The sequence below is a fragment of the Tsukamurella sp. DT100 genome (assembly GCF_049844855.1).
GTDB lineage: Bacteria > Actinomycetota > Actinomycetes > Mycobacteriales > Mycobacteriaceae > Tsukamurella.
Map to the genome: position 1 here is coordinate 434,956 of NZ_JBNCLV010000003.1, position 26,341 is coordinate 461,296.

Consider the following 26,341-nt stretch of genomic DNA (forward strand, 5'->3'; position numbering starts at 1 on the left):
CGCCGCGGCCCGAGGTCGTCGATTTCTGGCCCCTGACCAGCCGATTTGGGAACTGGGTGGAATGTGCCATAAGCTATCCCAGCTCCCAACGGAACACGGAAGCGGTGCGGAGAGCGGCTTCAAGTCGCCCGAAGCGAGCCCCCTTCGTTTAGTGGCCTAGGACGCCGCCCTTTCAAGGCGGTAGCGCGGGTTCGAATCCCGTAGGGGGTACGTCGCAAGACGGAAAATTGCATATGGCCCTGTGGCGCAGTTGGTTAGCGCGCCGCCCTGTCACGGCGGAGGTCGCGGGTTCGAGTCCCGTCAGGGTCGCCATCCGAGTTCGGAAGAACTCGGCGGTGACGGTTTTACCGGCACGGCCAGGTAGCTCAGTTGGTACGAGCGACCGCCTGAAAAGCGGTAGGTCGCCGGTTCGATCCCGGCTCTGGCCACAAGCAAAACCCCCTGTTCGCAGGGGGTTTTCTTGTGTCCGGAGACGGTGTGCGCCCGCGGCCGATCCGGGGGATTCACCTGATGTGCCGACGCCGCCCGCACGACAGGGTGGACGCGAGCGCCGGCGCCGACGTGGGGAGCTACGGCTTCTACATCTTCGACCGGATCTCGCTCGCTGGGCAGCTCATCCGGCGTTCGGCGCCGTCGGATCCGGGACCGCCGAAGGACCGCACGCCCCTGGATCCGGTGCGGAAGGCGGAGGCGAAGCGGCGGGCCGCGGCGGGGGAGAGCACAGAGCGGATCGCCGAGGACTTCGACGTGCACCCGAGCGTGGTCTACAGCGCGGTCCACTCGTTCGACTGACGGCGCATGAGTACTTCCCCCTAGAAGGCCGCGCACTGTTACGGATTCCGGGCAACGGGCCGACGCGCCATGATCGACAAGTGAACGAATCCTCGCGCGGAGGCACCCCCGCGGCCGCCGGTCACCAAGTGCCGCAGTACCCGTACCCGGCGGCGATGCCCGTCGCGCAGCAGGTGCCGACCCACTGGCCGGCGTGGCGCATCGTCGACCTGGTGGCGACGATCGCCCTGTTCGTCGGGTACGCGGTCGGGGTCCTCGGGCTCCTCTACTTCAGCATCTTCTGGGTGATGGCGACGGACTCCTGCGGCGCGAACGACTGCGACTACGACAGGCTCGGCACCGCGTACGTGCTGAACGACCTCGGCGGGGTCGTCGTGTACGCGGTGGCCCTCGTCGTCGCCGTGATCCTCGTGGTGCTGCGACGGCCCGCGTTCTGGCTGCCGCTCGTCGGCGGTGCCGTCCAGGTCGGGCTGTTCCTCGCCGCGATGAATCAACTCAGCGGAGTGACCGCGGCGTAGGCGTTCGCCGCCCTCGCCTCGTCGGGAACGCGGGTTGTCGCCGTTGGGTCACAGCTCACCGGGATGTTCGCGCAGGTCACGGCACCGAAGTGCAGCCATCGCGCCAATGCGGTGAAGTGAAACAAGGGTTCTGTTCCGTACATGTACGGTTGCGCGGCATGCGTGCAGGCGGCAATCATGTCGTTCTCTCCGCGAAACGTCTCCGTGGGGCCCGGCCCGCGAACCGCGCGGGCCGCACGACGAAGGAACGAGCAGTGGTGACTGTGCGACTGTATCCGGGCGACCGGGTTCGATACCTCGAGGAACCCGCCGCCTTCGGCACCCTCCTCTCCGTGCCGTACGACGAGGAGGCCTCGGTACGCCTCGACGACGGCAGGGCGATCCGCGTCCCGGTCGACCGCATCTCGCGGATCTCGGAGCACGCCGCGACGAAGGTCGTCGACTGAGCTGCACTACACGGTGGTAACGATTGCCTGGTGATCACCGAACGAGAGAACGACGGCGCACCGTTGGGGGCTGCGCCGACCGTCGTTCGGGGGAATGCATGATCAGGACATCGAAGGCCGCCATCGCGCTCGTCGCCGCACTCGCTCTCACCGGCGGGTGCGGCGACGGATCCACCACGGCGGGGGACGCACCGTCGACCTTCGCGGCGCCGGCGACGAGCGCGCAGGCCGGAACCGGAGAGGCCCGTGCGGGTGCCACGACGCCGCCCGGCGCGGGCGGCGACTCAGGCCCCGTGACGCAGGGGAGCGGGAAGTGTCTGGACCTCTCCTCCTCGACGGTGCGGGATGCGGTGGCGAAGCTCCCGTCGTTCCGCGGCAGCGGATTCACCGCCACGCGTGGCACCGACGCGAGGGAGGGCTCCTGCCCCGCCCTGATGTGGGCGCGCGCCGACCTGACCGGCGGTACGGGGAGCTCGCCCGTGTGGATCCTGTTCTTCGACCGCCAGGGCTACCTCGGCACGGCGACCAGCCGGTACACCACGTTCACCGGCGTCTTCGGCAGCACCGACGACTCGGTCGCGGTCTCGTACCGCTGGCTCAACCCGGGCGACAGTACCGCCGGCGTCTCCGGCGGCCCCGTGATCGTCACGTACACGCTCTCGGGGCGCACCGTGACGCCCGACAAGGACGTACCGCCCCAGGTCTTCGACGGTGGCGCGCCCGCGCCCACTTCCACCGCGCCGACCGCGACGCCCGCGCCGGTCTCGCACTGCTCGGAGGCGACGCCCGAGACCCTGGGCGCCAACGCCGAGATGAACTGGGGCGCACAGATCGTCAAGCCCTTCACCGTCGACTCGGTCGCCTGCGTCGACGACTGGGCGACCGCGCGCATTCCGGCGCGGGACGCCTATCCGCAGAGCGCGAAGCTGCTGTTCCGCTACACCGGCGGCGGGTGGAGCGGCGTCGCGTTCGGCAGCGGCTTCTCGTGCACGGAGAAGGGCGTTCCGGCGGCCATCGCCGCCCGGCTCGGCTGTTAGGCCTGGGCGTCGATCAGCTGAGGACTCCGGAGGTGATCAATCGCATCAGCGCCGCGGTCACGGTGGCGAGCTCGATCTCCGGGCGGGTCGCGTACTCCACGGTGGCGGCGTTCACGGCGCCCTGGAAGACGGTCCAGTCGAAGGTCCGGTCGCGGGCCTCGATGAGACCCTGCGCGGCGATGGACCGGCTCGCCGCATCGAGGATTCCGCTCCAGCTCTCCCGTGTTCTGCGCCGCTGCTCCTCCAGTTCGGGCGAGACGCCGACGACCTCGATGAAGCACAGTCGCACCCGCCGGGGATCGGCGCGGAAGTGATCGAAGTAGGCCCCGAGGCCGACCCGGATCCAGGGTTCGAGCTCTGTCATGTCGCTCGGGAATCCGTCGACCGCAGCCGTGAGGGAGGCCATGGCGTTCGCATGGACCTCCGTGTAGATCGCCGTCAGTAGCGCCTCGCGGTTGGCGAACAGCTCGTAGAACTGCCGGGAGGACAGGCCCGCCTCGGCGCACACGGCGGGCACGCTCGCCGCCGAGTACCCGTCACGGGCGAACACCTCGAGTCCCGCCTCCATGAGGCGCTGTCGGCGCTGGGCGCGCCGGAGCTCGAGCTCCTCACCGCCGTACTGCTTGGTCCGTGCCACGGGATGACGATACCGCCGAGGCGTGTGTCCGACGTCCATCTGAAACAGATTCGTTTCGATTTGGCGTTTCCGCGCCCGGCCGCGTGCTAGTGTCCGTCATCACAGTGACACACATATGTTTCACACTAACCCCCGGGAGGGTAACGTGGCAGCTCGTGGCGGTATTTCGCGACGGATCGTGAGGCTGGTCGGCGCCGTGGTCCTGGCGTTCGCGATGGCGGTGACGGGGCTGCCCGGCGTGGCCTCGGGCGACGCGGTGCGCCCGGCGACGGTGCCTGTCGAGCCGGCTCCGGCGATCCCGTTGCCGGCCGAGTTCGACCCGTCGTTCTACGCGCCGCCGGCCGCGGCCTACGCGGACAAGAAGCCCGGAGAGATCGTCGCGGCGCAGGCGATCAACGCAGCGAACTTCGGCGTTCTGCCCCTCAATGTGGACGCGTGGAAGGTGTCCTTCCGTACCGAGAACACCCGGGGAGAACCGATTCTCGGTGTGACCACCCTGCTCAAGCCGCGGGGTCGGACTGCGGGTGCGCGGCACGTGGTGTCCATGCAGTTGGCGGAGGACGGACTGGCGCAGTACTGCGCCCCGTCGTACGCGGTACAGCAGTGGTCGCTGAGCCTCCCCGTGCAGAACGCCGCGATCCCGTTCGAGATGCTGGTGGTGCAGGGCGTGCTGCAGCAGGGCTACGCTGTGTCGATACCGGACTACCAGGGCGCGGCGTCCGCCTACGGGGCGGGCCCGTTGCACGCGCGGATCACCCTGGACGGCCTGCGCGCGGCGCGGGACTTCGGTCCGCTGGGGGTGTCGAAGGACAGCCGGATGGCGATGTTCGGCTACTCGGGCGGCGCCATCGCGACCGGTCACGCGGCGGAGCTCAAGCGCAGCTACGCCCCGGAGCTGCCGATCGTCGGCGCTGCCGAGGGCGGCGTTCCCGCAGATCTCGGTGTGGTGCTCGACGTCGCGAACGGCCAGGCGACCAGCGGGCTGATCTTCGGTGCGGTGCTCGGACTCACCCGCGAGTACCCCTACTTCCGGGAATTCCTCGAGAAGCACCTCGACCCCGCGGGGAAGTTCCTCGCTGCGATCAAACAGCCCTTCTGCGTGGGTGTTCAGGCCGCGACATTGCCCTTCGTCAACCTCAAGGGCATGATCCGGTGGCCGGGCGATCCGCTCACCGCGCCGCCCGTCCGGCGGGTTCTCGCCGAGACGAGGATGGGCACAGTGCTGCCGGACATGCCGATGTACATCTGGAACTCGAATCCCGACGAGGTGATTCCAGTCGGTCAGGTCAACCGGCTGGTCGCCGACTACTGCGCCAAGCCCGGGGCGAGGGTGACGTACACGAGGGACCACTTCAGCGAGCACATCACCGGTGAGGTCGTCGGCGCGCCACTCGCGCTGCTCTGGCTCCGGGATCGCCTGGAGGGCAGGCCCGCCCCGTCCGGCTGCTCCACGAAGGACGCGGGTTCGATGGCTCTCGATCCGGCCTGGTGGCCGACCTTCTCGCAGGTGGTCGGCGGCGATCTGGCTGCGCTCTTCGGGCACGCGATCGGGGCCGGTCGCTGATCGCGGGTCAGTCGAACTCGACCTCCAGATCGTCGGCCCGGGGGAGTGACTGGCAGGCGAGCCGGACGCCGTTGCCGAGCTCGTAGTCGTCGAGGGTGTCGTTGACCAGCATGTGCACCTCGCCGCGGCGCAGCGTGAAGGCGCAGCCGCCGCAGTTGCCCTCGCGGCACACATAGGGAGCGTCGAGGCCCCGGTCCAGGAGCGCGTCGAGCAGCACCTGGTCGCGGGGCCAGGCGATGACGGTGGTCTCGCCGTTCAGGCCGACGGTGGCGGTCGCGGCACCGTCCGGCGATGTCGGGCCGCCGGCCGGCGCCCCGGAGGGCGTGGCGGCGAACGGATCGCCGGTCAGCGACGAGAAGGCCTCGCGGTGGATGCGCGCGCCGTCGATGCCCGCGGCCGCGGCGGCCTCGGTGGCGCAGTCCATGAACGGGGCGGGGCCGCACAGGTACGCCGACGTCGCGACGGTCGGCGCGGGCAGGAGTGCGCCGAGCGCCGCGGCGTTTGGCAGACCGCGCTCGGACTCGAGCCAGTGGGTGATGCGCAGCCGGTCGCCGTGGGACGCGGCCAGTTCCGCCAGCGCGGCGTCGAAGACGACGGACTCGCGGTCCCGGTTCGCGTACACGAGCACCACCGGCACGGCGGACTCCGCGAGGGCGGCCCGCAGGATCGAGATCACCGGAGTGATGCCGCTCCCCGCGGCGAACAGCACGAGCGCGTCGGGGGAGTCGCGCACGGTGAACCGCCCGCCGGGCCGCAGGGACTCGATCGTCATCCCCGGTTTCGCGTTGTCGCACAGCCAGTTCGAGGCGTATCCCCCGGCCGTCCGCTTGACGGTGACCTGCAGGTGCGCATCGATCCCGGGGGTGCTGGAGAGCGAGTAGCAGCGGGGCGCCCAGGTGGAGCCGTCCTCCGGCGTGCCCGGCACGCGCAGCGTCAGGAACTGCCCGGGCAGGTAGTCGAAGCGCTCGCCGTCGGGACGCGCGAAGACGAGGGAGACCGCGTCGGCGGTCTCCTCGATCACGTCGATGATCTCGAGCGGATGCGACTGCGCGGGCGTCGATGGATCCACGTGCTCTGCTCCTTCGTCGGGGACCCGGACGCTACCGCCACAACTGTGCCATTGACAAATGGCACGATTGCTGGTGGTGTGAAAGGCATGCGAACAACGACACCGGCGCCGCCGGTCCCGTCGGCCTCGACGACCCGGTCCGACGTCGCCGCGGTTCTGACCCGCTACGGATTCGGCGCGGCCACCGGGCTGATCCCGATGAACGCGCCCGGGGTCCGGCTCGCCCGCGGGCTCGTGGCCACGATCATGGGTGCGCTGGGCTCGACCCCGCGGGGGACCGCCGTCACCGCCGTGCGGGCCCCGGTGCGGGGCGACTGGGTCCTCGGTCCCGGCGTCACCTACGGGCGGCGCGCGATCTATTACGTGCACGGCAGCGCCTACGCGATCTGCTCGGCGCGCACGCACCGCAGCCTCGCCGCTCGGCTGTCCGCCACCACCGGGCTCCCGGTCTTCGTGGTGGACTACCGGCTCGCGCCGGAGCACCCCTTCCCGACCGCGGCGGGCGACGTCGCCGCCGGCTGGGACTGGCTGCTCACCCAGGGCTACGCGGCCGAGGGCCTGGTGATCGCCGGGGATTCCGCGGGCGGACACCTCATCTGCGACCTGCTGCTGCAGCGCGCGGCCACCGAACGCCCGCAGCCCGCCGCGGCCGTCCTGTTCTCCCCGCTCATCGACCTCACCTTCGTCCTCGCCGCAGAGCAGGAGCGCGTACGGCGCGATCCCGCCATCTCCGCCGCCGCGGCGAAGCGCCTCGTCGACCTCTACACCGCGGGCGTGGATCCGGAACATCCGCGCCTGCGCCTCGACTTCTGGCGCTCGGACCGGCTGCCACCCTTCCTGATCCAGGCCGGCGGCGCCGAGATGCTCTCCGCGGACGCACGGTACCTCGACGCCGAGCTCCGCGACCACGGCGGCGCGAGCACGCTCGAGATCTGGCCCGGCCTCATGCACGTCTTCCAGGCGCTGCCCCGGCTCGCGCCGGAGGCCGACGCCGCGCTCCTGCGGGTGCGCGACTTCCTCGCCGCGCTCGACACCGTTGCGGCTCACACTGATTCGGAGGCCTCCTGATGTTCGGTATCGACCGACTGCTGCACCACCTCGTCCGCGATCCGATCACCGGCGATGCGAAGGCCGTCGTCACCGGCGCCGGCAGCGGCATCGGCCGCGCCTTCGCGCTCGAACTCGCCCGCCGCGGCGGCGAGGTCGTCTGCGCCGACATCGACGAGGGGCGCGCGAAGGAGACCGTGGGGCTCATCGAGGCCCGCGGTGGGCGGGCGCACGCCGTCGTCGTCGACGTGGCCGACCGGGCCGCCGTCGAATCCCTCGCGGCGTTCGCGCGCACCGTCTTCGACGGTCCGCCCACCCTGGTGATCAACAACGCGGGCGTCGGCATCGGCGGCCGCCCCGTCGGCGACATCGGGCTCGACGACTGGAACTGGGCCCTCGGCATCAACCTCTGGGGCGTGGTGCACGGCTGCGAGCTGTTCGCGCCCATGCTCCGCGAGGCGGGCCGCGGCGGCATCATCAACGTCGCCTCCGCCGCCGGTTTCGCGGCCGCGCCGTCGATGGGGCCGTACAACGTCTCGAAGGCCGGCGTCATGTCCCTGTCGGAGACCCTCGCCGCCGAGCTGGCCGGGACCGGCGTGAACGTGACGGTGCTGTGCCCCACCTTCGTCAAGACCAACGTCGCGCGCGACGGCCGGATCACCGAGGGCAGCAAGAACCTCGCCGGCACCCTCATGAAGCTCACGGGCATCTCGCCCGACGGCGTCGCCGCGCAGACCCTCGACGCGGTCGACCTCGGCCGCCTCTACGTGGTGCCCCAGCTCGACGCGAACGTCATCTGGCACCTCAAGCGCCACTTCCCGACGCCCTACGTCCGGGGGCTGGGCCTACTCACCCGGCTGTTCCCCGCCTCCTGACCGGACACCCCCGCCACCCCGAAAGGACCGTTCTCATGGCCATGGACCTCGACAACATGCTCCAGATGATCAAGGACCGGCAGTGGGCCCTCGTCGACATCGACTGGGACGCACCCGGTGCCGAGCTCATCGACCCGGAACTGCACGCCAAGCTCAAGCCCTTCCTCTCCGACCTGATGTGGATCGAGAACGTGGGCGCCCGCGGCTTCGCCGCCATGGCGCGCAAGGCGCCGACCCCCACGCTCAAGAGCATCTACGAGCACTTCCACGCGGAGGAGCAGAAGCACGCCAACGCCGAGCTCGCGCTCATGCGCCGGTGGGGCATGCTCGACGACGACGAGATCCCGTCGCCGAACATCAACGTGCAGCTGGTGATCAACTGGCTCGACCAGCACTCCGACGGCATGTCGCTCTCCTTCCTCGGCACCGTCATCCCCATGCTCGAGGTCGCCCTCGACGGCGCCCTCATCAAATTCATCACCGACGAGGTGAAGGACCCCGTAGCGCAGGAGGTGTTCAAGCGGATCAACGCCGACGAATCCCGCCACCTCGCGGTCGACTTCGAGGTCATGGACATGCTCGGTCACGCAGACCTGCGCAAGCGCACCATCGACTTCGTCGGCGGGTGGGTCAAGCCCTCGCTGCTCATCGGCTTCCTCAGCTACGTCCCGCTGCTGAACAAGATGCGCGACAACATCGTCGAGATGGGTGTCGACGAGGAACGGCTGTACGGCGCCATGAAGCGCTACCGCGCCGCCGGCGATCGCAGCGAGTACATCAAGCGCCTCCCCATGTTCCGCGTGGTGGCCTGGCACGGCAGCTGGGTGATCAACCGCACCAACCGGCTCTACCACGTGCCCGCGGACACCCTGGTGAAGGCGACCTCCCTCATCCCGTTCCCCCTGGTGCACCGCACGCCCACCTGGTCGCAGGAACTGACCTACGAGCCCACCGCCTGACGAGGATCTGATCAGCCATGACCCACTCCGTAGCCGTCATCGGCGCCGGCTTCGCCGGTATCGGTGCCGCCATCCGCCTCCGCGACAAGGGGATCGACGACTTCGTCGTCCTCGAACGCGACACCCGCGTCGGCGGCACCTGGCGCGACAACACCTATCCCGGCGCCGCCTGCGACATCCCGTCGCGCCTGTACTCCTACAGCTTCGCGCCCAACCCGGACTGGTCGCACACCTACTCCGGCAGCGCCGAGATCCTCGGCTACATCGACCGCATGGTCGAGACCAGCGGCGTCGCACCGCACATCAGGTTCGAGCACACCGTGACCGGACTCGAGTACGACGCCGACGCGGGGGAGTGGACCGTCGCCCTGGAGGGCCGCGAGCCGCTGCGCGCCCGGTCCGTGATCCTCGCCTCCGGCCCCCTCGCGAACTGCTCCTTCCCCGCCATCACCGGCATCGAGGACTACGAGGGCCACAAGATCCACAGCGCCCGCTGGGACCACGACTACGACTTCACCGGCAAGAAGGTGGCCGTCGTCGGCACCGGCGCCAGCGGCGTCCAGATCGTGCCCGAGCTGGTGAAGAAGGCCGCCTCCGTCAAGGTCTTCCAGCGCACCCCGGGGTGGGTGCTGCCCCGGATCAACACCGAGACCGGCGAATTCACCAAGGGGCTGTACCGCTCGATCCCCGGCGCGCAGCAGCTCGCGCGGGCCCTGTGGTTCTGGGGCCACGAGTCCGTCGCGCTCGGCGTCGTGTGGAACACCCCGCTCACCCGGGTGGTGGAGGCCGTCAGCAAGCTGCACCTGCGGCTGCAGGTGTGCGACCCGTGGCTGCGCCGCCAGCTCACCCCGGACTTCGCGGCCGGGTGCAAGCGCCTGCTCATGACCAGCGACTACTACCCGGCGCTGCAGCGCGACAACTGCACCCTGGTCACGTGGCCCATCGCGCGCATCGCGCCGCAGGGGATCCGCACCGTCGAGGGCGTCGAGCACCGCTTCGACTGCATCGTCTTCGCCACCGGCTTCGACGTCTCCAAGACCGGCTCGCCGATCCCCGTCACCGGGCTCGACGGGCGCGTGCTGGCGGACGAGTGGAGCGGCGGCGCGTACGCCTACCGCAGCGTCGCGGTCTCCGGGTATCCGAACCTGTACGTCACCTTCGGCCCCAACTCCGGCCCCGGGCACAGCTCGGCGCTGGTCTACATGGAGGCGCAGATCGACTACATCACGGACGCGATCGCCCAGCTGGTCGGCAACGGCTGGAAGGCGCTCGACGTGCGCGCCGACGTGCAGGCGGAGTACAACCGCGAGATCCAGCGCCGGCTCACCTCGACCACCTGGAACTCCGGCTGCAGCAGCTGGTACCTCACCGACGACGGCTTCAACGCCACCATGTACCCGGGCTTCGCCTCGCAGTACGTGGGCCAGCTGCGCACCGTCGACCTGCGGGACTACCGGATCCTCGTGCACGAGGAGGCGGGTGCGGCGGTCGCCGCCGGATAGCATGCGGCTATGACCGAGTACCGGATCGACGACCTGGCCCGGGTGTCGGGGACGACGACCCGCAACATCCGGGGCTACCAGGAGCGCGGGCTGCTGCCCCAGCCCCTGCGCCGGGGCCGGGTCGCGATCTACACCGAGAAGCACCTCCGGAACCTGCTCGCCATCAACAAGCTGCTCGGCAACGGCTTCAACCTGGGGCACATCGCGACCTTCCTCACCAACCCCGGCGCGAGGATCGGCGACGCGCTCGACCTCAACGACATCCTCGACGAGCCGTGGGCGTCGGCGGACCGGCCGGTGCTGAGCCGGGCGGAGCTCGAGTCGCGGCTCGGGCCGCTGGACGAGGACGCGCTCGCCGCCCTCCTCGGCGCCGGCATCGTCACCGAGACCGCGGAGCCGGGGCGGTACGAGGCGGCCGACCGGCACATCATCGGCAACCTCGCGCGTCTGGTGGCCAAGGGCATGGACCTCGCCGTGCTGGTCGACGTGCAACACCGTTTCGTCGCCAAGATGAACGAGGCGGCCGAGATCCTCATGGCCGCCGCGCACGACGAGGTGGACCGGCGCCGCGGACCCGGCTGGCTCCCGTCGTCCGACGAGGACGTCGCCTGGGCGGTCGGACTGCTCGGCGCCATGCGTCGCGCGGGCACCGAGAACGCCCATGCGGCCCTGGACCGGGCCCTCGACGCCGCGCTCGATCAGGAGCTGCAGGCGCACAAGGTCGCGGCGGACGACCGGGCCGGAGCCGGCGGCGACGCAGGTGGCGCGGCACGCGGCTGACGGGCCGTCTCCGCCTCCCGCCGATGCCGTGATCGCGCGGAAGACACGGGTGTAGCGTCAGGGGCATGGGTCGGATCACGGTGCGTCGAGCGGTGGTCAAGGTCACCGTCGGCGGTGATCCGCTGCGCCGCATCGACACTCTCGCCGTGGAGGAGCCCCTCGAGATCCGCGTCGCGGGGACGCCGCTCGCGGTCACGATGCGCACCCCCGGGCACGACGTCGAGCTCGCCGCGGGCTTCCTCGTCTCCGAGGGCGTGATCGGCGCCGCGGAGGAGTTCCGCTCGGCCATCCACTGCGGCGGGCCCGGCACCGGCGGTGAGATCAACGAGTACAACGTGCTCGACATCGCCCTCGCGGAGGGCGTCCGCCCGCCCGCACCCGACGTGACCCGCAACTTCTACACCACCAGTTCCTGCGGGATGTGCGGCAAGGCCAGCATCGACGCGGTCCGCACCGTCTCGCGCTTCGACGTGCGGGCCGACCCGGTCGTCGTCGGCGCGGAGCGGGTCGCGGCGCTGCCGGACCGGCTCCGCGCGGGACAGGCCGTCTTCGACAAGACCGGGGGCCTGCACGCCGCCGGGCTGTTCGACGCCGAGACCGGCGAGCTGCTCGTGCTCCGCGAGGACGTGGGCCGGCACAACGCCGTCGACAAGGTGATCGGCTGGGCCCTGCTGCAGGGCCGGCTGCCGCTGCGCGGTGTGATCCTCCAGGTCTCCGGGCGCGCCAGCTTCGAGCTGGTGCAGAAGGCCGCGATGGCGGGCATCCCCGTGCTCTCGGCGGTCTCGGCACCGTCGTCCCTCGCGGTCGAGCTCGCCGACGAGGCCGGCCTCACCCTGCTCGGCTTCGTCCGCGGCGACCACATGAACGTCTACTCCCAGCCCCAGCGAGTGCGACAGGAAGTCCTGACATGACCACCGATCACCAGCCCCAGGCCCCGGCCCACGTCCCCGGCCTCCTGCCCGACGTCCCCCGCCAGGGCGGCTTCGGGCCGGTCACCGACGGCGCCTGGTCCAGTTCCCCGTACCACCACGCGGCGGCCTCCTGGGGCGCGGCCAAGTCCGTCGGCACCATCCTGTTCCAGCAGCGGGAGCTGATCCGCGGCACGCACTCGATGTTCGTGATGAACCACCCCACCGGCTACGACTGCCCCGGCTGCGCCTGGCCCGACGACAAGAAGCTCACGCTGGACTTCTGCGAGAACGGCGTCAAGCACGTGACCTGGGAGATGACGCCCAAGCGGGTCAAGCGCGACTTCTTCGCCGAGCACACCGTGACCGAGCTCGCGGACTGGACCGACTTCGACCTCGAGGACCAGGGCCGGCTGACCGAGCCGATGGTCTACGACGAGGCCTCCGACAGGTACGTCCCGATCGGCTGGGACGCGGCGTTCGCCCTGATCGGCGACGCTCTGCGCGGGCTCTCGAGCCCGAACGAGGCGGCGTTCTACACGTCCGGCCGGCTCAGCAACGAGGCCACCTTCCTCTACCAGCTGCTGGCCCGCGAGTACGGCACGAACAACCTCCCCGACTGCTCCAACATGTGCCACGAGGCGTCGGGCCGCGCGCTGCAGGCGTCCATCGGCACGGGCAAGGGCACCTGCGACCTCGAGGACTGGGAGGAGGCGGACGCCCTTTTCATCATGGGCGTCAACGCGGCGTCGAACGCGCCGCGGATGCTGACCGCCCTGGCCGACGCCACGCGGCGCGGCGCGCAGGTGGTGCACATCAATCCGCTGGTCGAGGCCGGCGCGACGAAGACGATCGTCCCGCACGAGATGGTCGACATGGCGCTGTTCAAGGCGACCTCGGTGTCCGACATGAACATCCAGGTGCGGCCGGGCGGCGACCTCGCATTGATGCGGGGCATGGCCAAGGTCGTCTTCGAGGCCGCGGAATCGGATCCGACGGTGCTCGACGCCGCGTTCCTGCGGGACTGCACCGCCGAGTTCGAGGCCTACCGCGACCTCGTCGCGGCCACGAGCTGGGACGAGATCACCGCCCAGGCGGGCCTGCCGGAGTCGGAGATCCGCCGCGCCGGGCAGGTGTACCTGGACGCGGACAAGACGATCATCGCGTGGTGCCTGGGCATCACCCAGCACGAGCACGGCGTGGACACCGTCCGCGAGATCACCAACCTGCTGCTGCTGCGCGGCAACATCGGCCGGCCCGGCGCGGGTCCGTCGCCCGTGCGCGGCCACAGCAACGTGCAGGGCAACCGCACGTGCGGCATCGACCACCGCCCGCCGCCGTGGATCGACAAGCTCGACGAGGTCTGCGGCATCGTCTCCCCGCGGGCCGGCGGCCTCGACACGGTGAACTCGATCGAGGGCATGCACGACGGGCGGGTGAAGGTCTTCGTCGGGATGGGCGGCAACTTCGTGCTCGCCGCGCCCGACACCGCGTACACCGCGGCCGGACTCCGCAAGACCGACCTCACCGTGCAGGTCAGCACCAAGCTCAACCGCAGCCACCTCGTGCACGGCCGCGCGGCCGTGATCCTGCCGTGCCTCGGCCGCACCGAGAAGGACGAGCAGCTCGCGGGCCTGCAGGGCGTGACCGTCGAGGACGCGATGAGCATGGTGCACATCTCCCGCGGCAAGCGCCGGCCCGCGTCGAAGGAGCTGAAGTCCGAGATGGCGATCATCGCCGGTATCGCGAAGGCGACGCTGCCCGACAGCCGGACGCCGTGGCAGTCCTACGTCGACGACTACGACCGCATGCGCGACGTGATGGCGCAGGTGCTCCCCGGCTTCGAGGGCTTCAACGAGCGGCTCAAGAACCCGGGTGGGTTCCGCATCCCGCAGCCCGCCCGCGAGCGGGACTTCCGCACGCCGTCCGGCCGGGCGAACTTCTCGCTGGCCCCGATGCCGAACGTGATCCCCGCGGACGAGGACGTGCTCATCCTCGGCACCATGCGCTCGCACGATCAGTGGAACACCACGATCTACTCGGCCAACGACCGGTACCGCGGCATCAAGAACCTGCGCGAGCTGATCTTCCTCAACGAGGCCGACATGGCCGCCCGCGGCCTCGCCGAGGGCGACTTCGTGGACATCACCTCCACCTCGCGCGACGGTTCGGAGCGCACGCTGCGCCGGTTCCGGGCGCTGAAGTACGACCTCCCCCGGGGCGCCGCGGCCGGCTACATGCCGGAGATGAACGCGCTCATCGGGATCGCCGACTACAGCACCCAGTCCGACCAGCCGCTCATGAAGAACGTCGCGGTGCGGCTGGTCAAGTCGGCCTAGCCCGGGAGCCGGTCGGCCCCCGGACCGGGGTCAGTACCGGGCGATCGTCTCCACCTCGTCGGCCTCGGACTCGAGGGTCTCGGGGTCGTCGTCGGGCGCACCGTCGACCTCCTTGCCGCCCGTCAGCAGCGAGGCGACCGCGCCGAGGAGGCAGACCACCGCGGCGAAGGAGAAGGCGAGCTCCAGGCCCGAGCGGAAGGGCTCGGCGATGAGGTGCGGGAAGAACTGCAGGCCCGTGAGGTGCTGGGTCTGCTCGGCCGTGAGGTGCAGCTGCGCCAGGTGCGGGCCGAGCAGCTCCTGCACCGGGTTGTAGCCGAGGAAGGCCGCGAACAGCACCGCCACCGGCGGCAGCGCGGCGATCTCCGAGGCGTACTGCGGGGGAACGCCGTTGGCCTGGAGCCCCGTCGACATGGCGCCGGGCAGCGAGCCCGACAGGCCCGCGATCATCAGCGAGAAGAACAGGCCGATCGAGAGCACCATGGCCGAGTTCTGGAAGGTCGTCATCATTCCCGAGCCCGACCCGCGGGACGTCGCGGGCAGCGAGTTCATCACGACCGCGCGATTGGGCGAGCCGAACATGCCCATGCCGACGCCGTTGACGAACAGGATGACGGCGAAGGCCCAGTAGGCGAAGTCGACCGGCAGGGCGATGAGGGCGAGGAAGGTGAGCGCGGTGATGACGAGGCCCACGGAACTGAGTGCGCGGCCGCCGATCCGGTCCGAGAGGGCGCCGGAGATCGGGGCGGAGAGCAGGAATCCGACGGTCATCGGCACCATGTAGATGCCCGCCCACAGCGGGGTCTGCGTGTAGTCGTAGCCGTGCTGCGGCAACCAGATCCCCTGCAGCCAGATGATGAGCATGAACTGCAGCCCGCCGCGGCCCAGCGAGCCGCAGAGGTTCGCGGCGTTGCCCCATATGAACGCCCGGTTCCGGAACAGGTGCAGGTCGAACAGCGGGGAGTCGACCCGGAGCTCGATGACGCAGAAGACCGCGAGCACCGCCGCGCCGCCCAGCAGGCAGGCGAGCACGAACGGCGAGGTCCAGCCCATCGCGTGGCCGCCGTAGGGCTGGATGCCGTAGGTGATGCCGACCAGGACCGCGATGAGACCGACGGCGAAGGTCAGGTTGCCCCACCAGTCCATCGTCGCCGGCACGCGGGCGCCGCGGTCCTCGAGTTTCAGGTACGCCCAGACGGTGCCGATCACCCCGAAGGGCACGGAGACCAGGAAGATCAGGTGCCAGTTGATCGGCGCGAGCAGGCCGCCGATGATCAGGCCCAGGAACGAGCCGGCGATCGCCGCGACGCTGTTGATGCCGAGCGCGAGCCCCCGCTGGTCGGGCGGGAAGGCATCGGTGAGGATCGCGGAGCTGTTCGCCATGAGGAAGGCGCCGCCGACGCCCTGCACCACGCGCCAGCCGATGAGCCACAGGGCCGCGGCGTGCCCGTCGAACCAGGTCGCCGCCAGGAAGATCGACGAGACCGAGAAGATCAGGAAGCCCATGTTGTACATGCGGGCCCGCCCGAACATGTCGCCGAGCCGGCCGAAGGCGACCACGAGGACCGCGGTCACGACCAGGAAGCCCATCATCATCCACAGCAGGTAGCTGGTGTTGCCCGGCTCCAGCGGGTTCAGGTGGATGCCCTTGAAGATGTCGGGCAGCGCGATCAGCACGATCGAGCTGTTGATCGTCGCGATCAGCATCCCGAGGGTGGTGTTGGACAGGGCGATCCACTTGTACGAGTCGCTGTGCGGCTTCGATGCGGGGGTGTCGAGCAGGGCCGGCGCCAACGTTCCGTCCTTAAGGTTAGAAGATCTTATCTATCTACCTCGAGGAGCTTAGGCCTGCGAACGGAGTGCCGCCACGTGGGGCGGGAGGTGCGTCTTTTTCGCCCGATTCGGGACTGTCAGACCCGCCACTCGATCCGCTCGACCTGCTCCGGCGGCCACGGCGCGGGAGGAGCGAAGGGGGCGCCGGTCAGCGCGACGACCGAGACCGCCGATGCCGGCTTGCGGGCGGGGGCGCCGTCCTCGTCCAGGAGGTAGAGCCACTGCCGGTAGCCGGCGTCGTCCCGCTCGGACCGCACCTGCACGCTGGAACCCAGGGGGATCGGCGCGAGGTACTCGATGATCGCGCGGTGCGGGGCCGCGAGAAGGGCGTCGCCGTTCAGGTCGTCCTCGACGAGCTGCAGGTACGCGGCGTTGTTGAGGTGCTGGTACGGATCGAAGTCGGTGGCGCGCAGTTTCACGGTGTAGTCGCCCGCCGAGGGTTCGGGCGGCGTGGCGGTGTTGAGCGCCTTCCAGCGCAGCCGGGTCTCCGTCACGTACTGCTGCAGGTACTCCATGCCGCCGTCACTGATGTGCGTCGGCATCCCCGAGTCGGCGCTGAACCGGATCCAGAAGGCCTCGGTCTCGATGTGCCCACCGGAGCTGCCGCGCAGCGTGATCCGCATGTTGCACCACCGGGAGCTGGTGGACTCGCACCAGCGCAGCAGCGTCACGTCCGAGGGCCAGTGCAGCGGCTCGAGCACGTCGATGATGCTGCGGCGCACCAGCCAGTACGGGTCGGTGGCGTCGAAACCGCGGTGGAACATCTCGTCGTTCGCCATGTCCTGCAGGTAGCGCGCGACCCCGTCGAGCCGGACCCGCCGCTCGGGGTCGACGTCACCCGTGCGGACGGGCCAGCTCCTCTCGAAGGAGGGACCGGGCGGCGCAGCCTGCAGGAACTCGTAGTCACTCACATGGCGAGCCTAACGACGTGGGTGGTCAGTCGCGGCTGAACTTGGCCTTGAGGGCGTTGATCCGGTCCTCGTTCTTGTCGTGGCGCTCCTGCTTCTTCTGCTCGTGCGCCGCCTTGCGGGCGGCCTTCGCGGCGGCGTCCGCGGCGTCCTGCTGCGCCTCGAGCTCGCTGATCACCTCGTCGAGCGGGCGGCGCGCGATGCGGCCGCCGGCCCGCGCGACCTGCGCGTCGAGCGCGTCGGTCGTCGGCTCCTCGGTCTGCACGATGATCGCGTTGTTGCCGGGCGGGAGCTGCTGCGCGAAGAGGGAGATCACGTCGTCGCTGTCGTCGAGGTTGCTCGCGTCCACCAGCGCGCCGGTCGCCGTGCCCACCGACATGCCGAGCAGCATGCCCACCGGGCCGCCGAGCACGCCCACGAGCATGCCGATGAGCGAACCGCTGAGGGTGCCGGTGCCCGTGGTGCCGTCGGTGGTCTCGGGAATGTCGTAGGTGCCGTCCGCGTTGCGCTCGACGATCGCGGAGGACACCACCCCGTACGTGTCCGCGGTGTTCTTGAGTTCCGAGTACTCCTCGTACGTGGCGGCGCGGGTGGGCAGGGAGATGACGGCAACGTATTCGCTCATGGCACTTCCTTGTATCCGTGGGTGATTCGTTCGGGGTGGTGACGCTGCAAAGCCTACGCTGCGATTGCGAAGAGGCGGTGGCATCGCGGGAACGGCCGCCGCGGCCGGCGACGGGCATGACAGGCTGTCCGCATGGCTGAGGTGACGATCGTCGGTGCCGGCGTGATCGGACTGTCGTGCGCGGTGCGCCTGCTCGAGGCGGGGCACGGTGTTCGCGTGTACGGGCGGGAACTCTCGCCCGGCCTGACCTCCGCGGTCGCCGCCGCCGTCTGGTACCCGTACCTCGCCGAGCCCCGCGACCGGGTGACCGGATGGTCCGCGGCGACGCTCGCCGAGTTCACGGCGCTCGCCGCCCGCGGCGTCGACGGTGTCGTCATGACGCCCGGTACCGAGATCTTCCGCGAACCGGTCCCGGAGCCGTGGTGGACCTCCGCCGTGCCGTCGGTCGAGCGGGTCGCGGCGCCGCGACCCGGTTACGCCGAGGGGTGGAGCTTCGTCTCGCCCGTCATCGAGATGCCCGTCTACCTGCCCTGGCTCGCGGGCCGCGTCCGCGAGCTCGGCGGCACCGTCGAACAACGGGGGGTTCGGTCCCTCGACGAGCTGGACGGCACCGTCGTCAACGCGACCGGACTGGGAGCGCGCGAGTTCGTCGGCGACGCCACCCTCGAGCCGGTGCGCGGGCAGGTGGTCTACCTCGAGCAGGTGGGCGTGCACCGTTGGTGGATCGACGATTCCGCGCTCGACCTCGGCGTCACCACGTACGTCGTGCCGCGCTCGAACGACGTCGTGGTCGGCGGCACCGAGGACCACGGCGCGGAGGACCTCACCGTCGACCCGGCCACCGCGGACGCCATCCTCGCCCGGGCCCGCGCGCTCGTCCCCGAGCTCGCGGACGCGCGGGTGCTCGGCCACAACATCGGCCTGCGGCCGTCCCGCCCGACGGTGCGCCTCGAGCGCGAGGGCGACGTCGTCCATTGCTACGGCCACGGCGGCGCCGGGGTGACCCTGAGCTGGGGCTGCGCCGACGAGGTCGCCGCGCTGGTCGGGTGAGCGCGGCCGCGTAACGTGCGCGGCAGGCGAAGCGGGAGATGAGTACTGACGCCGATGCCCTTGGGGCACTGCGGTTCGTACCGTCGAGCGATGACGATCATCAGACACCGCCGGCACGTGCGCGCCGCCGCGACGATCTCGCTCCTCGGCCTCGCGGTCGTGGGCTGCGTCCCGCTCTCGGACGCGGCATCAGCTCCGGGCACGACCTCGAGAGGCCCCGTCGACGCTCTCACCGTGGAGGTCAGCGGCGGACCGACCGGGAAGTCGACCGAACTCGCCGAGCCCGTCACCTGCCGGTGGTACCAGTGGGGGACCCGCGGCCACCACTACACCTTCAACGGCGTCGTGCGGATCAACGGCCAGCCCTACCGGCTGTCGATCGGGATCTCGTCGGTCGAGGAGGGCCGGACACGCTTCATGATCACGAGCATGAGCACCGGCGTCGTCACCTTCTACCGCGACTCGGCCGGCGTCGTCTCGGACGAGCGCTGGGCGTCCGGCCCCGTCACGAACGCGAGTCAGGTCAAGGGGACCATCACCCTCGACGCGGACAAGTCCGGCAGCATCGACGCCGTGCTGTCCCGGCAGAAGGGGACCCCGGGTACGCCGCTGACGATCAGGGCCTCGTGGAGCTGCGCGACGATCCTCGGGGCGCCGTGATGCGGACGCCGGGGCGGTGCTGCCGGGGCGGTCAGCGGGTGCCGTAGTCCGGCGTGCGCGGCGGGGCGGTCGGCGGCGCGGAGGCGCCGGTGGGCGGGAGGACGCGGGTCGTGACGCGGACGGAGCTGGGCGTGGTCGGAGTGACAGTGGTGTCCGAGGCCCGCAGGAACGTGAAGCCGAGGAAGCCGGCGACGGCGAGGACGCCCACCAGGAGAACCGCGATGCCGCCCTTGAGGATCCCGGTGCCGCGGGACGATTCGGTGGGCTCCGGGGCGGGCCCGGCCGCGCGGAGTTCCGTGCGTGCGAAGTGATCGGCGGCGGGCATCGTCGTAGGAGGCACTGCCGGCAGGGCGATCGCCTGCGTCGTCGGAGGTGGGGCGGGGACGGGAGCCGCGCCGGACAGCGCGGCGACGAACGACGCGCAGTCCTGGAAGCGGTCCCGCGGCTCCTTCGCCAGCACCGTCGCGAACACCGCGTCGAGGTAGCCGGGCAGGGTGGGCACGCGCTCGGTGATCCGGGGGATCGGCCGGTTCAGGTGCGCGGACATGAGGGCGACGGAGGTGCCGGTGTACGGCATCGTCCCGGTGAGCATCTGGAACGCGGTGCAGCCGAGCGAGTAGACGTCGGCGCGCAGGTCCAGCGGGCGGCCCTCGATCGCCTCCGGCGCGATGTAGCTCATCGTGCCCACGGTGACCCCGGTCGAGGTCAGCGACGTCGTCTCGCCGGCGGCCTTGGCGATCCCGAAATCGACGAGCTTCACCGTCGTCGCGCGGCCGCCCGTCAGCCGCACCAGGATGTTCGCGGGCTTGACGTCCCGGTGCGTGATGCGGTGCTCGTGCCACCCGAAGTCGAGCGCCGCCCCGGCGCCGGCGACGATGTCGGTGACCAGGCCCAACGGCATCGGCCCGTTGCGCGCGAGGATCACCGCGACGTCGTCGCCCGCGACGTACTCCATCGCCAGCCACAGCCGGCCGTCGACCTCGCCGCGGTCGTACATGCCCACGATGTTCGGATGCGACAGGATCGACAGGACGTCCGCCTCCCGGCTGAACCGAGCCTTGAAGTCCGCGTTGCGCGAGACGCTCGAGTCCAGCAGCTTCAGCGCGTCCCGGCGGGGCAGCCGCGGATGCTGGACGAGGAAGACCTCGCCCATGCCCCCGCTGCCGAGGCGGCGCAGTACGCGATAGCCCGCGATCTCCTGTGCCTCCCCCGTTCCCTCTCCCATGCGACAGCAATTTACCCGGGACGGGACTACCGTCGGAGTATGTGCCGGAACATCACTGAACTGCGGGGACTCGAACCCGCCGCCACCGACGAGGAGATCGAGGCCGCCGCGCGGCAGTACGTGCGCAAGGTCTCGGGGATTCAGAAGGTCAGCGACGCCAACCACGACGCCTTCGAGCTCGCGGTCGCCAAGGTGACCGCCGCGACGGAGGAACTGCTCGACGCGCTGCCCGCGCGCCGGCAGCCGCCGAAGACGGTGCCGCCGCTGCGCCGCCCGGAGGTCAGGGCGCGGATCGAGGCCAGAGCCGCCGCGACCGAGTCCGCGTGACCGGACCGGCCTCGCTCCCGTGAGGTTCGGCGGGACGTAGCTCAGTCCCCGTCGTCGGTGGTCGTGGTGTCGCCGGACCCGGTCGCGTCGGTGGGCGTGGTGGCGTCGCCCGACCCGGGGGCGTCGACGGTGGCCGACGGGCTCTGCCCGGCGCCCGCGGCATCGTCGGGGTTCGTCGACCGCGCGCCCGCGCTCGTCGGCCCGCCGGTCGACGGCGTCGAGAGCGCCCGCTCCAGGATCCGCGCGTTCTCCGCCGCCACCGCTCCCGCGGCGTCCAGCCCGGCCTGGACGGCGGCGACGGGGTCGCCGGACTCCGCGAGCGTCGTCGCCGCGGCGTTCGCGGTCTGCGTCGCCCCGAGCAGCGACAGCTCCGGGACGTAGAAGGCCGCCGCGAAGAAGGCGTTCGTCCCCTGCGCCACCGCGGTCTCCGCCGCGTTCTGGGGCGTGGGCGTGATGCCGAAGGCCGGCGGCGTCGTGAGCGGGGGAGGAGTGGCGGCGACCGGCGGCAACGGCTGCTGCAAGGCGGCGAGCAGGTCGGTGCGCAGCGCGCCGACCGAGCCGGTGCCGCCCCCGATCCGCATCAGATCGAGCAGGCCGATGACCACGCCGTTCTGGAACCGCGGCACCACCTGATTGAGATCGTTGCCGATGATGCCGGTCATCGCCGCGTCCGCGGGACCGGTCACCGCCGCCGCCCCCGCGCCGAGCGCGCGGAACGGGCCGCCCGCGGCCGCGGCGAGCGCCGCGCCCGGCGCGGCGACCACCCCTGCGGGCACCCCGATCGCGCCCTGCAGCGCGTACGGGCAGATCGCGGCGCAGTTCTCCAGTTGGTTCTGCGCGAACTCGCCGAGCAGCGCGCCCGGCGGCGGCGACGCCCCGAACGCAGGGGCGGCCGCGCACAGCGCCAGCGCCGCCGCGAGGGAGAGGGAGTGCCGCACACGCATGGCAGTGAATCTACTCCGTCTGTGATCCGCATCACAGAGCGATCTCCACCTCGGCCTCCACCCGCGGGTGGATCCGATCGGCGCAGGTCGCGGGCATCGTCGACAGCATGACACCGGCACTGGAACTCAGATCCCTGACCAAGACCTACGCGACCCCGACGGGGGAGCGGTTCACCGCCGTCGACGGCGTCGACCTGACCGTCCGCCAGGGCGAGGTGGTCGCCTTCCTGGGCCCCAACGGCGCGGGCAAGAGCACCACCATCGACATGATCCTCGGCCTCATCACCCCGGACGCCGGCACGGCGACGCACACCGGCACCGTCGCCGCCGTGCAGCAGTCGGGCGGGCTCCTCCCAGCGCTCACGGTGCAGGACACCGTCGACCTGATCGCGTCGCTGCACCCCGGTTCCGATCCGGACGCCGCGATCGCCCGCGCCGGCCTCGAGGACCTGCGGCGGCGCACCGTCGGGAAGTGTTCCGGCGGGCAGCAGCAGGCGCTGCGGTTCGCCCTGGCCCTGCTCGCCGAGCCCGACCTGCTCGTCCTCGACGAGCCCACCGCCGGCATGGACGTCGACGCCCGGCGCCGGTTCTGGGCCGCCGTCCGCGCCGACGCCGGCCGCGGCACGACGGTCCTGTTCGCCACCCACTACCTGGAGGAGGCGGACCAGTTCGCCGACCGGGTGGTCATGATCGCGGGCGGGCGGATCGTCGCCGACGGCGCCACCGCCGACGTCCGGGCCGCCGCCACCGGCCGGCGGGTCTCCGCGGTCCTCGGCCCCGACGGTGCCGCCGCCCTCGTCGCGGCCGTGCCCGGCCTCCGCGTGGCGGAGGTGCGCGGCGAGCGCACCGTCTTCGCCGTCGACGGCGACCCGCGCGCGTCCGACGACGCGCTCCGCTTCCTGCTCACCCGTACCGACGCCCGCGACGTGGAGACCCTCACGCACGGTCTCGAAGAGGCGTTCCTGCAGCTCACCGAGGAGAAGGCATGACCACCATCGCGACCTGGGGCCTGACGCCCCGCTTCCTGCTGCTCGACGTGCGGCGCCAGCTGCGCAACCGGCAGACCCTCATCATCACGACCGTCCTGCCGGTGGTGCTGTACCTGGCGCTGCACGCCCAGGCCGGGCCGGACGCGCGGTTCGCGCACGGCGACTTCGCCGCCTGGATGATGATCGGCCTCGCGCTCTACGGCTCGGCGGCGGCGGCCACGACGACCGCCGCCCAGGTTGCGGCGGAGCGCTCGACCGGCTGGGTGCGCACCCTGCGGCTCACGCCCCTGCGGCCGCCCGGCTACATCGCCTCGAAGGTGGTGAGCGCCCTGACCATGTCGGCGCTCCCCGTGGTCGTGCTCGCGGCGCTGGCCGCGGTGACCGGCGCGCAGGCCGAGCGGCAGGTCTGGGTGCTCTCGCTGCTCCTCGCGTGGCTCGGCTCGGCGCTGTTCGGCGCGCTGGGGCTCGCCCTCGGCCTCGCGCTGCGGCCCGAGATCGTGATGCACGTCCCGGGGCTGCTGCTCACGGTGCTCGCCTTCGGCGGCAACGTCTTCTTCCCGCTGTCGGGCGGGATGCTGACCGCCGCGCAGTTCACGCCGATGTACGGGATCACCGCCCTCGCCCGCTACCCGCTGACCGGCGGAGAGATGCTCTCCGGCGGGCACGTCTCCCTGCTCGGGGCCGTGGTCAACGTGCTGGTGTGGTTCGCGGTCTTCGCGGGCGCCGCGGCCCTCGCATACCGGCGCAGCGGCGAGCGCTGAGCGTTTCGCCACGATTGTGAGCGGAATCACACCGGCGTAGCGTGGAGGCATGACGACTACGCGAACCACACCGAACCTCCTCGAGCGGGTGAAGTACCTCATGGGGATGCGCCTGCCCGACTCCATGCGCGACTGGGTGGTCAACGACGCCACCGGCCCCGGCCACAACCGTCGCTTCTTCATCCGCGGGGCGCTGATGTTCGTGCCCTTCCTCGTCGTCGCCCTGCTGCTCCCGTCGCCGCTGTGGGTCAAGCTCGCCCTCGTCGCGATGATGGCCCTGCCGGCCATCGTCTTCGTCGGCGGCCTGCGCTCGATCTACCTGCAGGAACTGCTGGTCGACAACGGCATCGACCCGCACACCGAGAGCGGCAGCCAGCTCGCCGAGCACCGTCGCCGCGCGCAGGTCTACGAGGAGAAGTACCGGCACCGGGCGGCGTAACCTCGCCGGGTGACGGCAGAACGCTCATGGGCTCCGGGGTACTTCCTCGACCTTCATGGCACCGTCGGCGTGCTCCGCCGCGGCGCGGGCGATCCGGCCTACGCGCGCACGCCCGACGGTGCGCTGTGGCGGGCCGTGCACACCCCGGACGGACCGGGGACGCTGCGCCTGCGCTTCGTCGACGGCACGGTGACGGCGCAGGCGTGGGGGAGCGGCGCGGACTGGCTCCTCGACCACGCCCCCGCGATGGTCGGCGCGGACGACGAGCCGTCGGCCCTGGTTCCGCGCCACGACGTCGTCGAGCGGGCGGTCGCGGCCTCGCCCGGGCTGCGCCTGACCCGGTCGAACCGGGTCTGGGAGACGCTCGTCCCGACGGTGCTGGAGCAGAAGGTCGTGGGCGCGGAGGCGTGGCGGTCCTGGCGGTACCTGGTCCGACGGTTCGGCACGGTCGCCCCGGGACCGACGGGCGGACCCGACCTGCGGGTGCCGCCGCCGCGCGCCGCCTGGGCCGCGATACCCGGCTGGGAGTGGCACCGCGCCGGCGTGGAACCCGTCCGGATGCGCACGATCATCGGGGCGAGTGCTGTGGAGGTCGAGCATCGGCCCGCGAAGCTCGGGGCCCTCCCCGGCATCGGGCCGTGGACCGTCGGCGACCTGCTGGGCCGGGCGTGCGGCGACCCGGACGCCGTGCCCGTCGGCGACTACCACCTGCCGCGGATCGTGGGAATAGCGCTCGCGGGCGAGGCGTTGGACGATCCCGGAATGCTCGACGTGCTCGAGCCTTATCGGGGCCAGCGCGGGCGGGTGATCAGGCTGCTGGTCCGAGCGGGCGTCGACCGCGAGCGCCGCGGGCCACGGGTGTCGGTGCGCGACTATCGTGGCCTGTAGGCAATGCATTTTGACCAGTGTGAGTTCAGGCGGGTAAGCTAGGTCGCCGTGCCTGGGTAACCAGGACTGTTCACACGTGTCCATGGCTAGGCCGGACCTCCGGAACCGCCCACGGATACGCGACACGCCCGACCTCGGGGTACGTGCGAGGCGGGTAGCTACTTCCCGGAAACGGGACTGACCAGCGGAAACGGCGAGAGCCGTTGAAGCGGGTGGGGCCGCGCTGCGGAAGTCGTTCTCCCCTTCGCGGGGGCGCGCGGCTTGCCCGGAGCTACAACCGCAGCAGCAGGAAGAGTCGACCGTGCGGTCGGCGACAGCCGAAACGAAGGAAAAAGCGCTTCTATGCCAACTATCAACCAGCTGGTCCGCAAGGGCCGCCGGGACAAGGCCACCAAGACGAAGGTGGCCGCCCTCAAGGGCTCGCCGCAGCGTCGTGGCGTGTGCACCCGCGTCTACACCACGACCCCGAAGAAGCCGAACTCGGCTCTCCGTAAGGTCGCCCGCGTCCGCCTGACCACCTCGGTCGAGGTCACCGCGTACATCCCCGGCGAAGGCCACAACCTTCAGGAGCACTCGATGGTGCTCGTCCGCGGCGGTCGTGTGAAGGACCTCCCGGGTGTTCGCTACAAGATCATCCGTGGCTCGCTCGACACCCAGGGTGTCAAGAGCCGCAAGCAGGCCCGCAGCAAGTACGGCGCGAAGAAGGAGAAGGGCTGATGCCTCGTAAGGGACCGGCGCCCAAGCGCCCCGTCGTCAACGACCCCGTCTACGGCTCGCAGGTCGTCACGCAGCTCGTGAACAAGGTGCTCCTGGACGGCAAGAAGTCGACCGCCGAGCGCATCGTCTACGGCGCGCTCGAGGCCACCCGTGAGAAGACCGGCACCGATCCGGTTCTCACCCTCAAGAAGGCGCTCGACAACGTGCGCCCGTCGCTCGAGGTGAAGAGCCGCCGCGTCGGTGGCGCCACCTACCAGGTGCCGATCGAGGTGAAGGCCGGTCGCGCCAACACCCTCGCGCTGCGCTGGCTGGTGACCTTCACGCGGCAGCGTCGCGAGAAGACCATGGTCGAGCGTCTCGCCAACGAGATCCTCGACGCGAGCAACGGCCTGGGCGCTTCCGTGAAGCGTCGCGAGGACACCCACAAGATGGCCGAGGCCAACCGGGCGTTCGCGCACTACCGCTGGTGATCTGATCCCGCGGGCCGGCCCACCGGCCGGCCCGC

General features: G+C 71.0%; 28 protein-coding genes and 3 tRNA genes. 24 read left to right on the top strand and 7 right to left on the bottom strand.

The window, feature by feature from the left end; genetic code table 11:
- Positions 1-137 precede the first annotated feature (137 nt).
- The 7 genes from ACLQ3K_RS09275 (at position 138) to ACLQ3K_RS09305 (ending at position 2,793) form a co-directional block, all read left to right on the top strand.
- Positions 138-210, top strand: a tRNA-Glu gene (locus tag ACLQ3K_RS09275).
- 25 nt (positions 211-235) lie between these two features.
- A tRNA-Asp gene (locus ACLQ3K_RS09280) sits at positions 236-312 on the top strand.
- 42 nt (positions 313-354) lie between these two features.
- Positions 355-428: transfer RNA gene (locus ACLQ3K_RS09285), tRNA-Phe, on the top strand.
- An 82-nt stretch (positions 429-510) separates the two neighbouring features.
- The gene (locus tag ACLQ3K_RS09290; protein ID WP_386849577.1) at positions 511-792 is read left to right on the top strand and encodes a hypothetical protein; all 282 of its coding nucleotides are present in this window, start codon (positions 511-513) and stop codon (positions 790-792) included.
- Between the two features lie 80 nt (positions 793-872).
- A complete protein-coding gene (locus tag ACLQ3K_RS09295; RefSeq protein ID WP_425998751.1) occupies positions 873-1,310 on the top strand; it encodes a hypothetical protein in 438 nt (145 codons plus the stop codon).
- Positions 1,311-1,567: 257 nt separating this feature from the next.
- Positions 1,568-1,756 carry a hypothetical protein gene (locus ACLQ3K_RS09300; RefSeq protein ID WP_425998753.1) on the top strand — a complete coding sequence of 63 codons (189 nt, stop codon included), beginning with the start codon at positions 1,568-1,570 and terminating at the stop codon, positions 1,754-1,756.
- 98 nt (positions 1,757-1,854) lie between these two features.
- Positions 1,855-2,793 (top strand): LppP/LprE family lipoprotein, encoded by a 939-nt coding sequence (locus ACLQ3K_RS09305; RefSeq protein WP_425998755.1) that lies wholly within the window; start codon positions 1,855-1,857, stop codon positions 2,791-2,793.
- 13 nt (positions 2,794-2,806) lie between these two features.
- Here the strand turns inward: ACLQ3K_RS09305 and ACLQ3K_RS09310 are convergent, their stop codons facing one another.
- Positions 2,807-3,430, bottom strand: a complete 624-nt coding sequence (locus ACLQ3K_RS09310; protein WP_224647360.1) for a TetR/AcrR family transcriptional regulator — start codon at positions 3,428-3,430, stop codon at positions 2,807-2,809.
- A 178-nt stretch (positions 3,431-3,608) separates the two neighbouring features.
- Between ACLQ3K_RS09310 and ACLQ3K_RS09315 the strand changes: the two genes are divergently transcribed.
- The gene (locus tag ACLQ3K_RS09315) at positions 3,609-4,994 is read left to right on the top strand and encodes a lipase family protein (protein ID WP_336671293.1); all 1,386 of its coding nucleotides are present in this window, start codon (positions 3,609-3,611) and stop codon (positions 4,992-4,994) included.
- 7 nt (positions 4,995-5,001) lie between these two features.
- Here the strand turns inward: ACLQ3K_RS09315 and ACLQ3K_RS09320 are convergent, their stop codons facing one another.
- Positions 5,002-6,063, bottom strand: coding sequence for a 2Fe-2S iron-sulfur cluster-binding protein (locus tag ACLQ3K_RS09320; protein WP_425998757.1), 1,062 nt, complete (start codon positions 6,061-6,063; stop codon positions 5,002-5,004).
- An 87-nt stretch (positions 6,064-6,150) separates the two neighbouring features.
- Between ACLQ3K_RS09320 and ACLQ3K_RS09325 the strand changes: the two genes are divergently transcribed.
- From ACLQ3K_RS09325 to ACLQ3K_RS09355, 7 genes are all read left to right on the top strand, one after another.
- A complete protein-coding gene (locus tag ACLQ3K_RS09325; protein WP_425998759.1) occupies positions 6,151-7,131 on the top strand; it encodes an alpha/beta hydrolase in 981 nt (326 codons plus the stop codon).
- Positions 7,131-7,985, top strand: a complete 855-nt coding sequence (locus ACLQ3K_RS09330) for an SDR family NAD(P)-dependent oxidoreductase (protein ID WP_425998761.1) — start codon at positions 7,131-7,133, stop codon at positions 7,983-7,985. The genes ACLQ3K_RS09325 and ACLQ3K_RS09330 overlap by 1 nt, the downstream gene beginning before the upstream one ends.
- A 35-nt stretch (positions 7,986-8,020) precedes the next feature.
- The gene (locus tag ACLQ3K_RS09335; RefSeq protein WP_336671290.1) at positions 8,021-8,944 is read left to right on the top strand and encodes a ferritin-like domain-containing protein; all 924 of its coding nucleotides are present in this window, start codon (positions 8,021-8,023) and stop codon (positions 8,942-8,944) included.
- A gap of 17 nt (positions 8,945-8,961) precedes the next feature.
- Positions 8,962-10,446 (top strand): flavin-containing monooxygenase, encoded by a 1,485-nt coding sequence (locus tag ACLQ3K_RS09340; protein WP_425998764.1) that lies wholly within the window; start codon positions 8,962-8,964, stop codon positions 10,444-10,446.
- 9 nt (positions 10,447-10,455) lie between these two features.
- A complete protein-coding gene (locus ACLQ3K_RS09345; protein ID WP_425998766.1) occupies positions 10,456-11,226 on the top strand; it encodes a MerR family transcriptional regulator in 771 nt (256 codons plus the stop codon).
- A gap of 65 nt (positions 11,227-11,291) precedes the next feature.
- On the top strand, positions 11,292-12,137 hold the full coding sequence (gene fdhD, locus ACLQ3K_RS09350) for a formate dehydrogenase accessory sulfurtransferase FdhD (RefSeq protein ID WP_425998768.1): 846 nt from the start codon (positions 11,292-11,294) through the stop codon (positions 12,135-12,137).
- On the top strand, positions 12,134-14,473 hold the full coding sequence (locus ACLQ3K_RS09355) for an FdhF/YdeP family oxidoreductase (protein ID WP_425998770.1): 2,340 nt from the start codon (positions 12,134-12,136) through the stop codon (positions 14,471-14,473). The genes fdhD and ACLQ3K_RS09355 overlap by 4 nt, the downstream gene beginning before the upstream one ends.
- A gap of 30 nt (positions 14,474-14,503) precedes the next feature.
- On the opposite strand, the gene ACLQ3K_RS09360 is transcribed toward ACLQ3K_RS09355, so the two are convergent.
- The 3 genes from ACLQ3K_RS09360 to ACLQ3K_RS09370 form a co-directional block, all read right to left on the bottom strand.
- A complete protein-coding gene (locus ACLQ3K_RS09360; protein WP_425998772.1) occupies positions 14,504-16,264 on the bottom strand; it encodes an MFS transporter in 1,761 nt (586 codons plus the stop codon).
- 116 nt (positions 16,265-16,380) lie between these two features.
- Positions 16,381-17,214, bottom strand: a complete 834-nt coding sequence (locus tag ACLQ3K_RS09365; protein WP_425998774.1) for an acyl-[acyl-carrier-protein] thioesterase — start codon at positions 17,212-17,214, stop codon at positions 16,381-16,383.
- 25 nt (positions 17,215-17,239) lie between these two features.
- Entirely contained in the window at positions 17,240-17,836 is a 597-nt protein-coding gene (locus tag ACLQ3K_RS09370) for a DUF1269 domain-containing protein (protein ID WP_425998776.1), read from the bottom strand.
- Positions 17,837-17,968: 132 nt separating this feature from the next.
- Here ACLQ3K_RS09370 and ACLQ3K_RS09375 point away from each other — a divergent pair, with 132 nt between their 5' ends.
- Positions 17,969-18,886 carry an FAD-dependent oxidoreductase gene (locus tag ACLQ3K_RS09375; RefSeq protein WP_425998778.1) on the top strand — a complete coding sequence of 306 codons (918 nt, stop codon included), beginning with the start codon at positions 17,969-17,971 and terminating at the stop codon, positions 18,884-18,886.
- Between the two features lie 90 nt (positions 18,887-18,976).
- Entirely contained in the window at positions 18,977-19,546 is a 570-nt protein-coding gene (locus tag ACLQ3K_RS09380) for a hypothetical protein (RefSeq protein ID WP_425998780.1), read from the top strand.
- Positions 19,547-19,577: 31 nt separating this feature from the next.
- On the opposite strand, the gene ACLQ3K_RS09385 is transcribed toward ACLQ3K_RS09380, so the two are convergent.
- A complete protein-coding gene (locus tag ACLQ3K_RS09385) occupies positions 19,578-20,771 on the bottom strand; it encodes a serine/threonine-protein kinase (RefSeq protein WP_425998782.1) in 1,194 nt (397 codons plus the stop codon).
- A gap of 39 nt (positions 20,772-20,810) precedes the next feature.
- Here ACLQ3K_RS09385 and ACLQ3K_RS09390 point away from each other — a divergent pair, with 39 nt between their 5' ends.
- Complete coding sequence (locus ACLQ3K_RS09390) at positions 20,811-21,098, top strand: DUF2277 domain-containing protein (RefSeq protein WP_425998784.1); 288 nt, start codon at positions 20,811-20,813, stop codon at positions 21,096-21,098.
- A gap of 41 nt (positions 21,099-21,139) precedes the next feature.
- On the opposite strand, the gene ACLQ3K_RS09395 is transcribed toward ACLQ3K_RS09390, so the two are convergent.
- Complete coding sequence (locus tag ACLQ3K_RS09395) at positions 21,140-22,042, bottom strand: hypothetical protein (RefSeq protein WP_425998786.1); 903 nt, start codon at positions 22,040-22,042, stop codon at positions 21,140-21,142.
- A 107-nt stretch (positions 22,043-22,149) separates the two neighbouring features.
- On the opposite strand from ACLQ3K_RS09395, the gene ACLQ3K_RS09400 reads away from it, so the two are divergent.
- The 6 genes from ACLQ3K_RS09400 (at position 22,150) to rpsG (ending at position 26,306) form a co-directional block, all read left to right on the top strand.
- Positions 22,150-23,031 (top strand): ABC transporter ATP-binding protein, encoded by an 882-nt coding sequence (locus ACLQ3K_RS09400; protein WP_425998788.1) that lies wholly within the window; start codon positions 22,150-22,152, stop codon positions 23,029-23,031.
- A complete protein-coding gene (locus ACLQ3K_RS09405; protein ID WP_425998790.1) occupies positions 23,028-23,792 on the top strand; it encodes an ABC transporter permease in 765 nt (254 codons plus the stop codon). The genes ACLQ3K_RS09400 and ACLQ3K_RS09405 overlap by 4 nt, the downstream gene beginning before the upstream one ends.
- A 49-nt stretch (positions 23,793-23,841) precedes the next feature.
- On the top strand, positions 23,842-24,231 hold the full coding sequence (locus tag ACLQ3K_RS09410; protein WP_425998792.1) for a DUF5313 family protein: 390 nt from the start codon (positions 23,842-23,844) through the stop codon (positions 24,229-24,231).
- Between the two features lie 9 nt (positions 24,232-24,240).
- Positions 24,241-25,119 carry a DNA-3-methyladenine glycosylase family protein gene (locus ACLQ3K_RS09415; protein ID WP_425998794.1) on the top strand — a complete coding sequence of 293 codons (879 nt, stop codon included), beginning with the start codon at positions 24,241-24,243 and terminating at the stop codon, positions 25,117-25,119.
- A 342-nt stretch (positions 25,120-25,461) separates the two neighbouring features.
- The gene (gene rpsL / locus ACLQ3K_RS09420; RefSeq protein WP_224647328.1) at positions 25,462-25,836 is read left to right on the top strand and encodes a 30S ribosomal protein S12; all 375 of its coding nucleotides are present in this window, start codon (positions 25,462-25,464) and stop codon (positions 25,834-25,836) included.
- Positions 25,836-26,306: a 30S ribosomal protein S7 gene (gene rpsG, locus ACLQ3K_RS09425; RefSeq protein WP_068522691.1), complete on the top strand. Its 471-nt coding sequence runs from the start codon at positions 25,836-25,838 to the stop codon at positions 26,304-26,306. The genes rpsL and rpsG overlap by 1 nt, the downstream gene beginning before the upstream one ends.
- Positions 26,307-26,341: the final 35 nt, after the last annotated feature.

Bases quoted from the DNA above. Each gene is read 5' to 3' on its own strand.
- ACLQ3K_RS09405 (WP_425998790.1), top strand. From the start codon at position 23,028: ATGACCACCATCGCGACCTGGGGCCTGACGCCCCGCTTCCTGCTGCTC.
- ACLQ3K_RS09335 (WP_336671290.1), top strand. From the start codon at position 8,021: ATGGCCATGGACCTCGACAACATGCTCCAGATGATCAAGGACCGGCAG.
- ACLQ3K_RS09290 (WP_386849577.1), top strand. From the start codon at position 511: ATGTGCCGACGCCGCCCGCACGACAGGGTGGACGCGAGCGCCGGCGCC.
- ACLQ3K_RS09380 (WP_425998780.1), top strand. From the start codon at position 18,977: ATGACGATCATCAGACACCGCCGGCACGTGCGCGCCGCCGCGACGATC.
- ACLQ3K_RS09395 (WP_425998786.1), bottom strand. From the start codon at position 22,042: ATGCGTGTGCGGCACTCCCTCTCCCTCGCGGCGGCGCTGGCGCTGTGC.
- ACLQ3K_RS09390 (WP_425998784.1), top strand. From the start codon at position 20,811: ATGTGCCGGAACATCACTGAACTGCGGGGACTCGAACCCGCCGCCACC.
- ACLQ3K_RS09345 (WP_425998766.1), top strand. From the start codon at position 10,456: ATGACCGAGTACCGGATCGACGACCTGGCCCGGGTGTCGGGGACGACG.
- ACLQ3K_RS09385 (WP_425998782.1), bottom strand. From the start codon at position 20,771: ATGGGAGAGGGAACGGGGGAGGCACAGGAGATCGCGGGCTATCGCGTA.
- ACLQ3K_RS09375 (WP_425998778.1), top strand. From the start codon at position 17,969: ATGGCTGAGGTGACGATCGTCGGTGCCGGCGTGATCGGACTGTCGTGC.
- ACLQ3K_RS09305 (WP_425998755.1), top strand. From the start codon at position 1,855: ATGATCAGGACATCGAAGGCCGCCATCGCGCTCGTCGCCGCACTCGCT.
- rpsG (WP_068522691.1), top strand. From the start codon at position 25,836: ATGCCTCGTAAGGGACCGGCGCCCAAGCGCCCCGTCGTCAACGACCCC.
- ACLQ3K_RS09410 (WP_425998792.1), top strand. From the start codon at position 23,842: ATGACGACTACGCGAACCACACCGAACCTCCTCGAGCGGGTGAAGTAC.
- ACLQ3K_RS09325 (WP_425998759.1), top strand. From the start codon at position 6,151: ATGCGAACAACGACACCGGCGCCGCCGGTCCCGTCGGCCTCGACGACC.
- ACLQ3K_RS09370 (WP_425998776.1), bottom strand. From the start codon at position 17,836: ATGAGCGAATACGTTGCCGTCATCTCCCTGCCCACCCGCGCCGCCACG.
- ACLQ3K_RS09340 (WP_425998764.1), top strand. From the start codon at position 8,962: ATGACCCACTCCGTAGCCGTCATCGGCGCCGGCTTCGCCGGTATCGGT.
- ACLQ3K_RS09400 (WP_425998788.1), top strand. From the start codon at position 22,150: ATGACACCGGCACTGGAACTCAGATCCCTGACCAAGACCTACGCGACC.
- ACLQ3K_RS09330 (WP_425998761.1), top strand. From the start codon at position 7,131: ATGTTCGGTATCGACCGACTGCTGCACCACCTCGTCCGCGATCCGATC.
- ACLQ3K_RS09355 (WP_425998770.1), top strand. From the start codon at position 12,134: ATGACCACCGATCACCAGCCCCAGGCCCCGGCCCACGTCCCCGGCCTC.
- rpsL (WP_224647328.1), top strand. From the start codon at position 25,462: ATGCCAACTATCAACCAGCTGGTCCGCAAGGGCCGCCGGGACAAGGCC.
- fdhD (WP_425998768.1), top strand. From the start codon at position 11,292: ATGGGTCGGATCACGGTGCGTCGAGCGGTGGTCAAGGTCACCGTCGGC.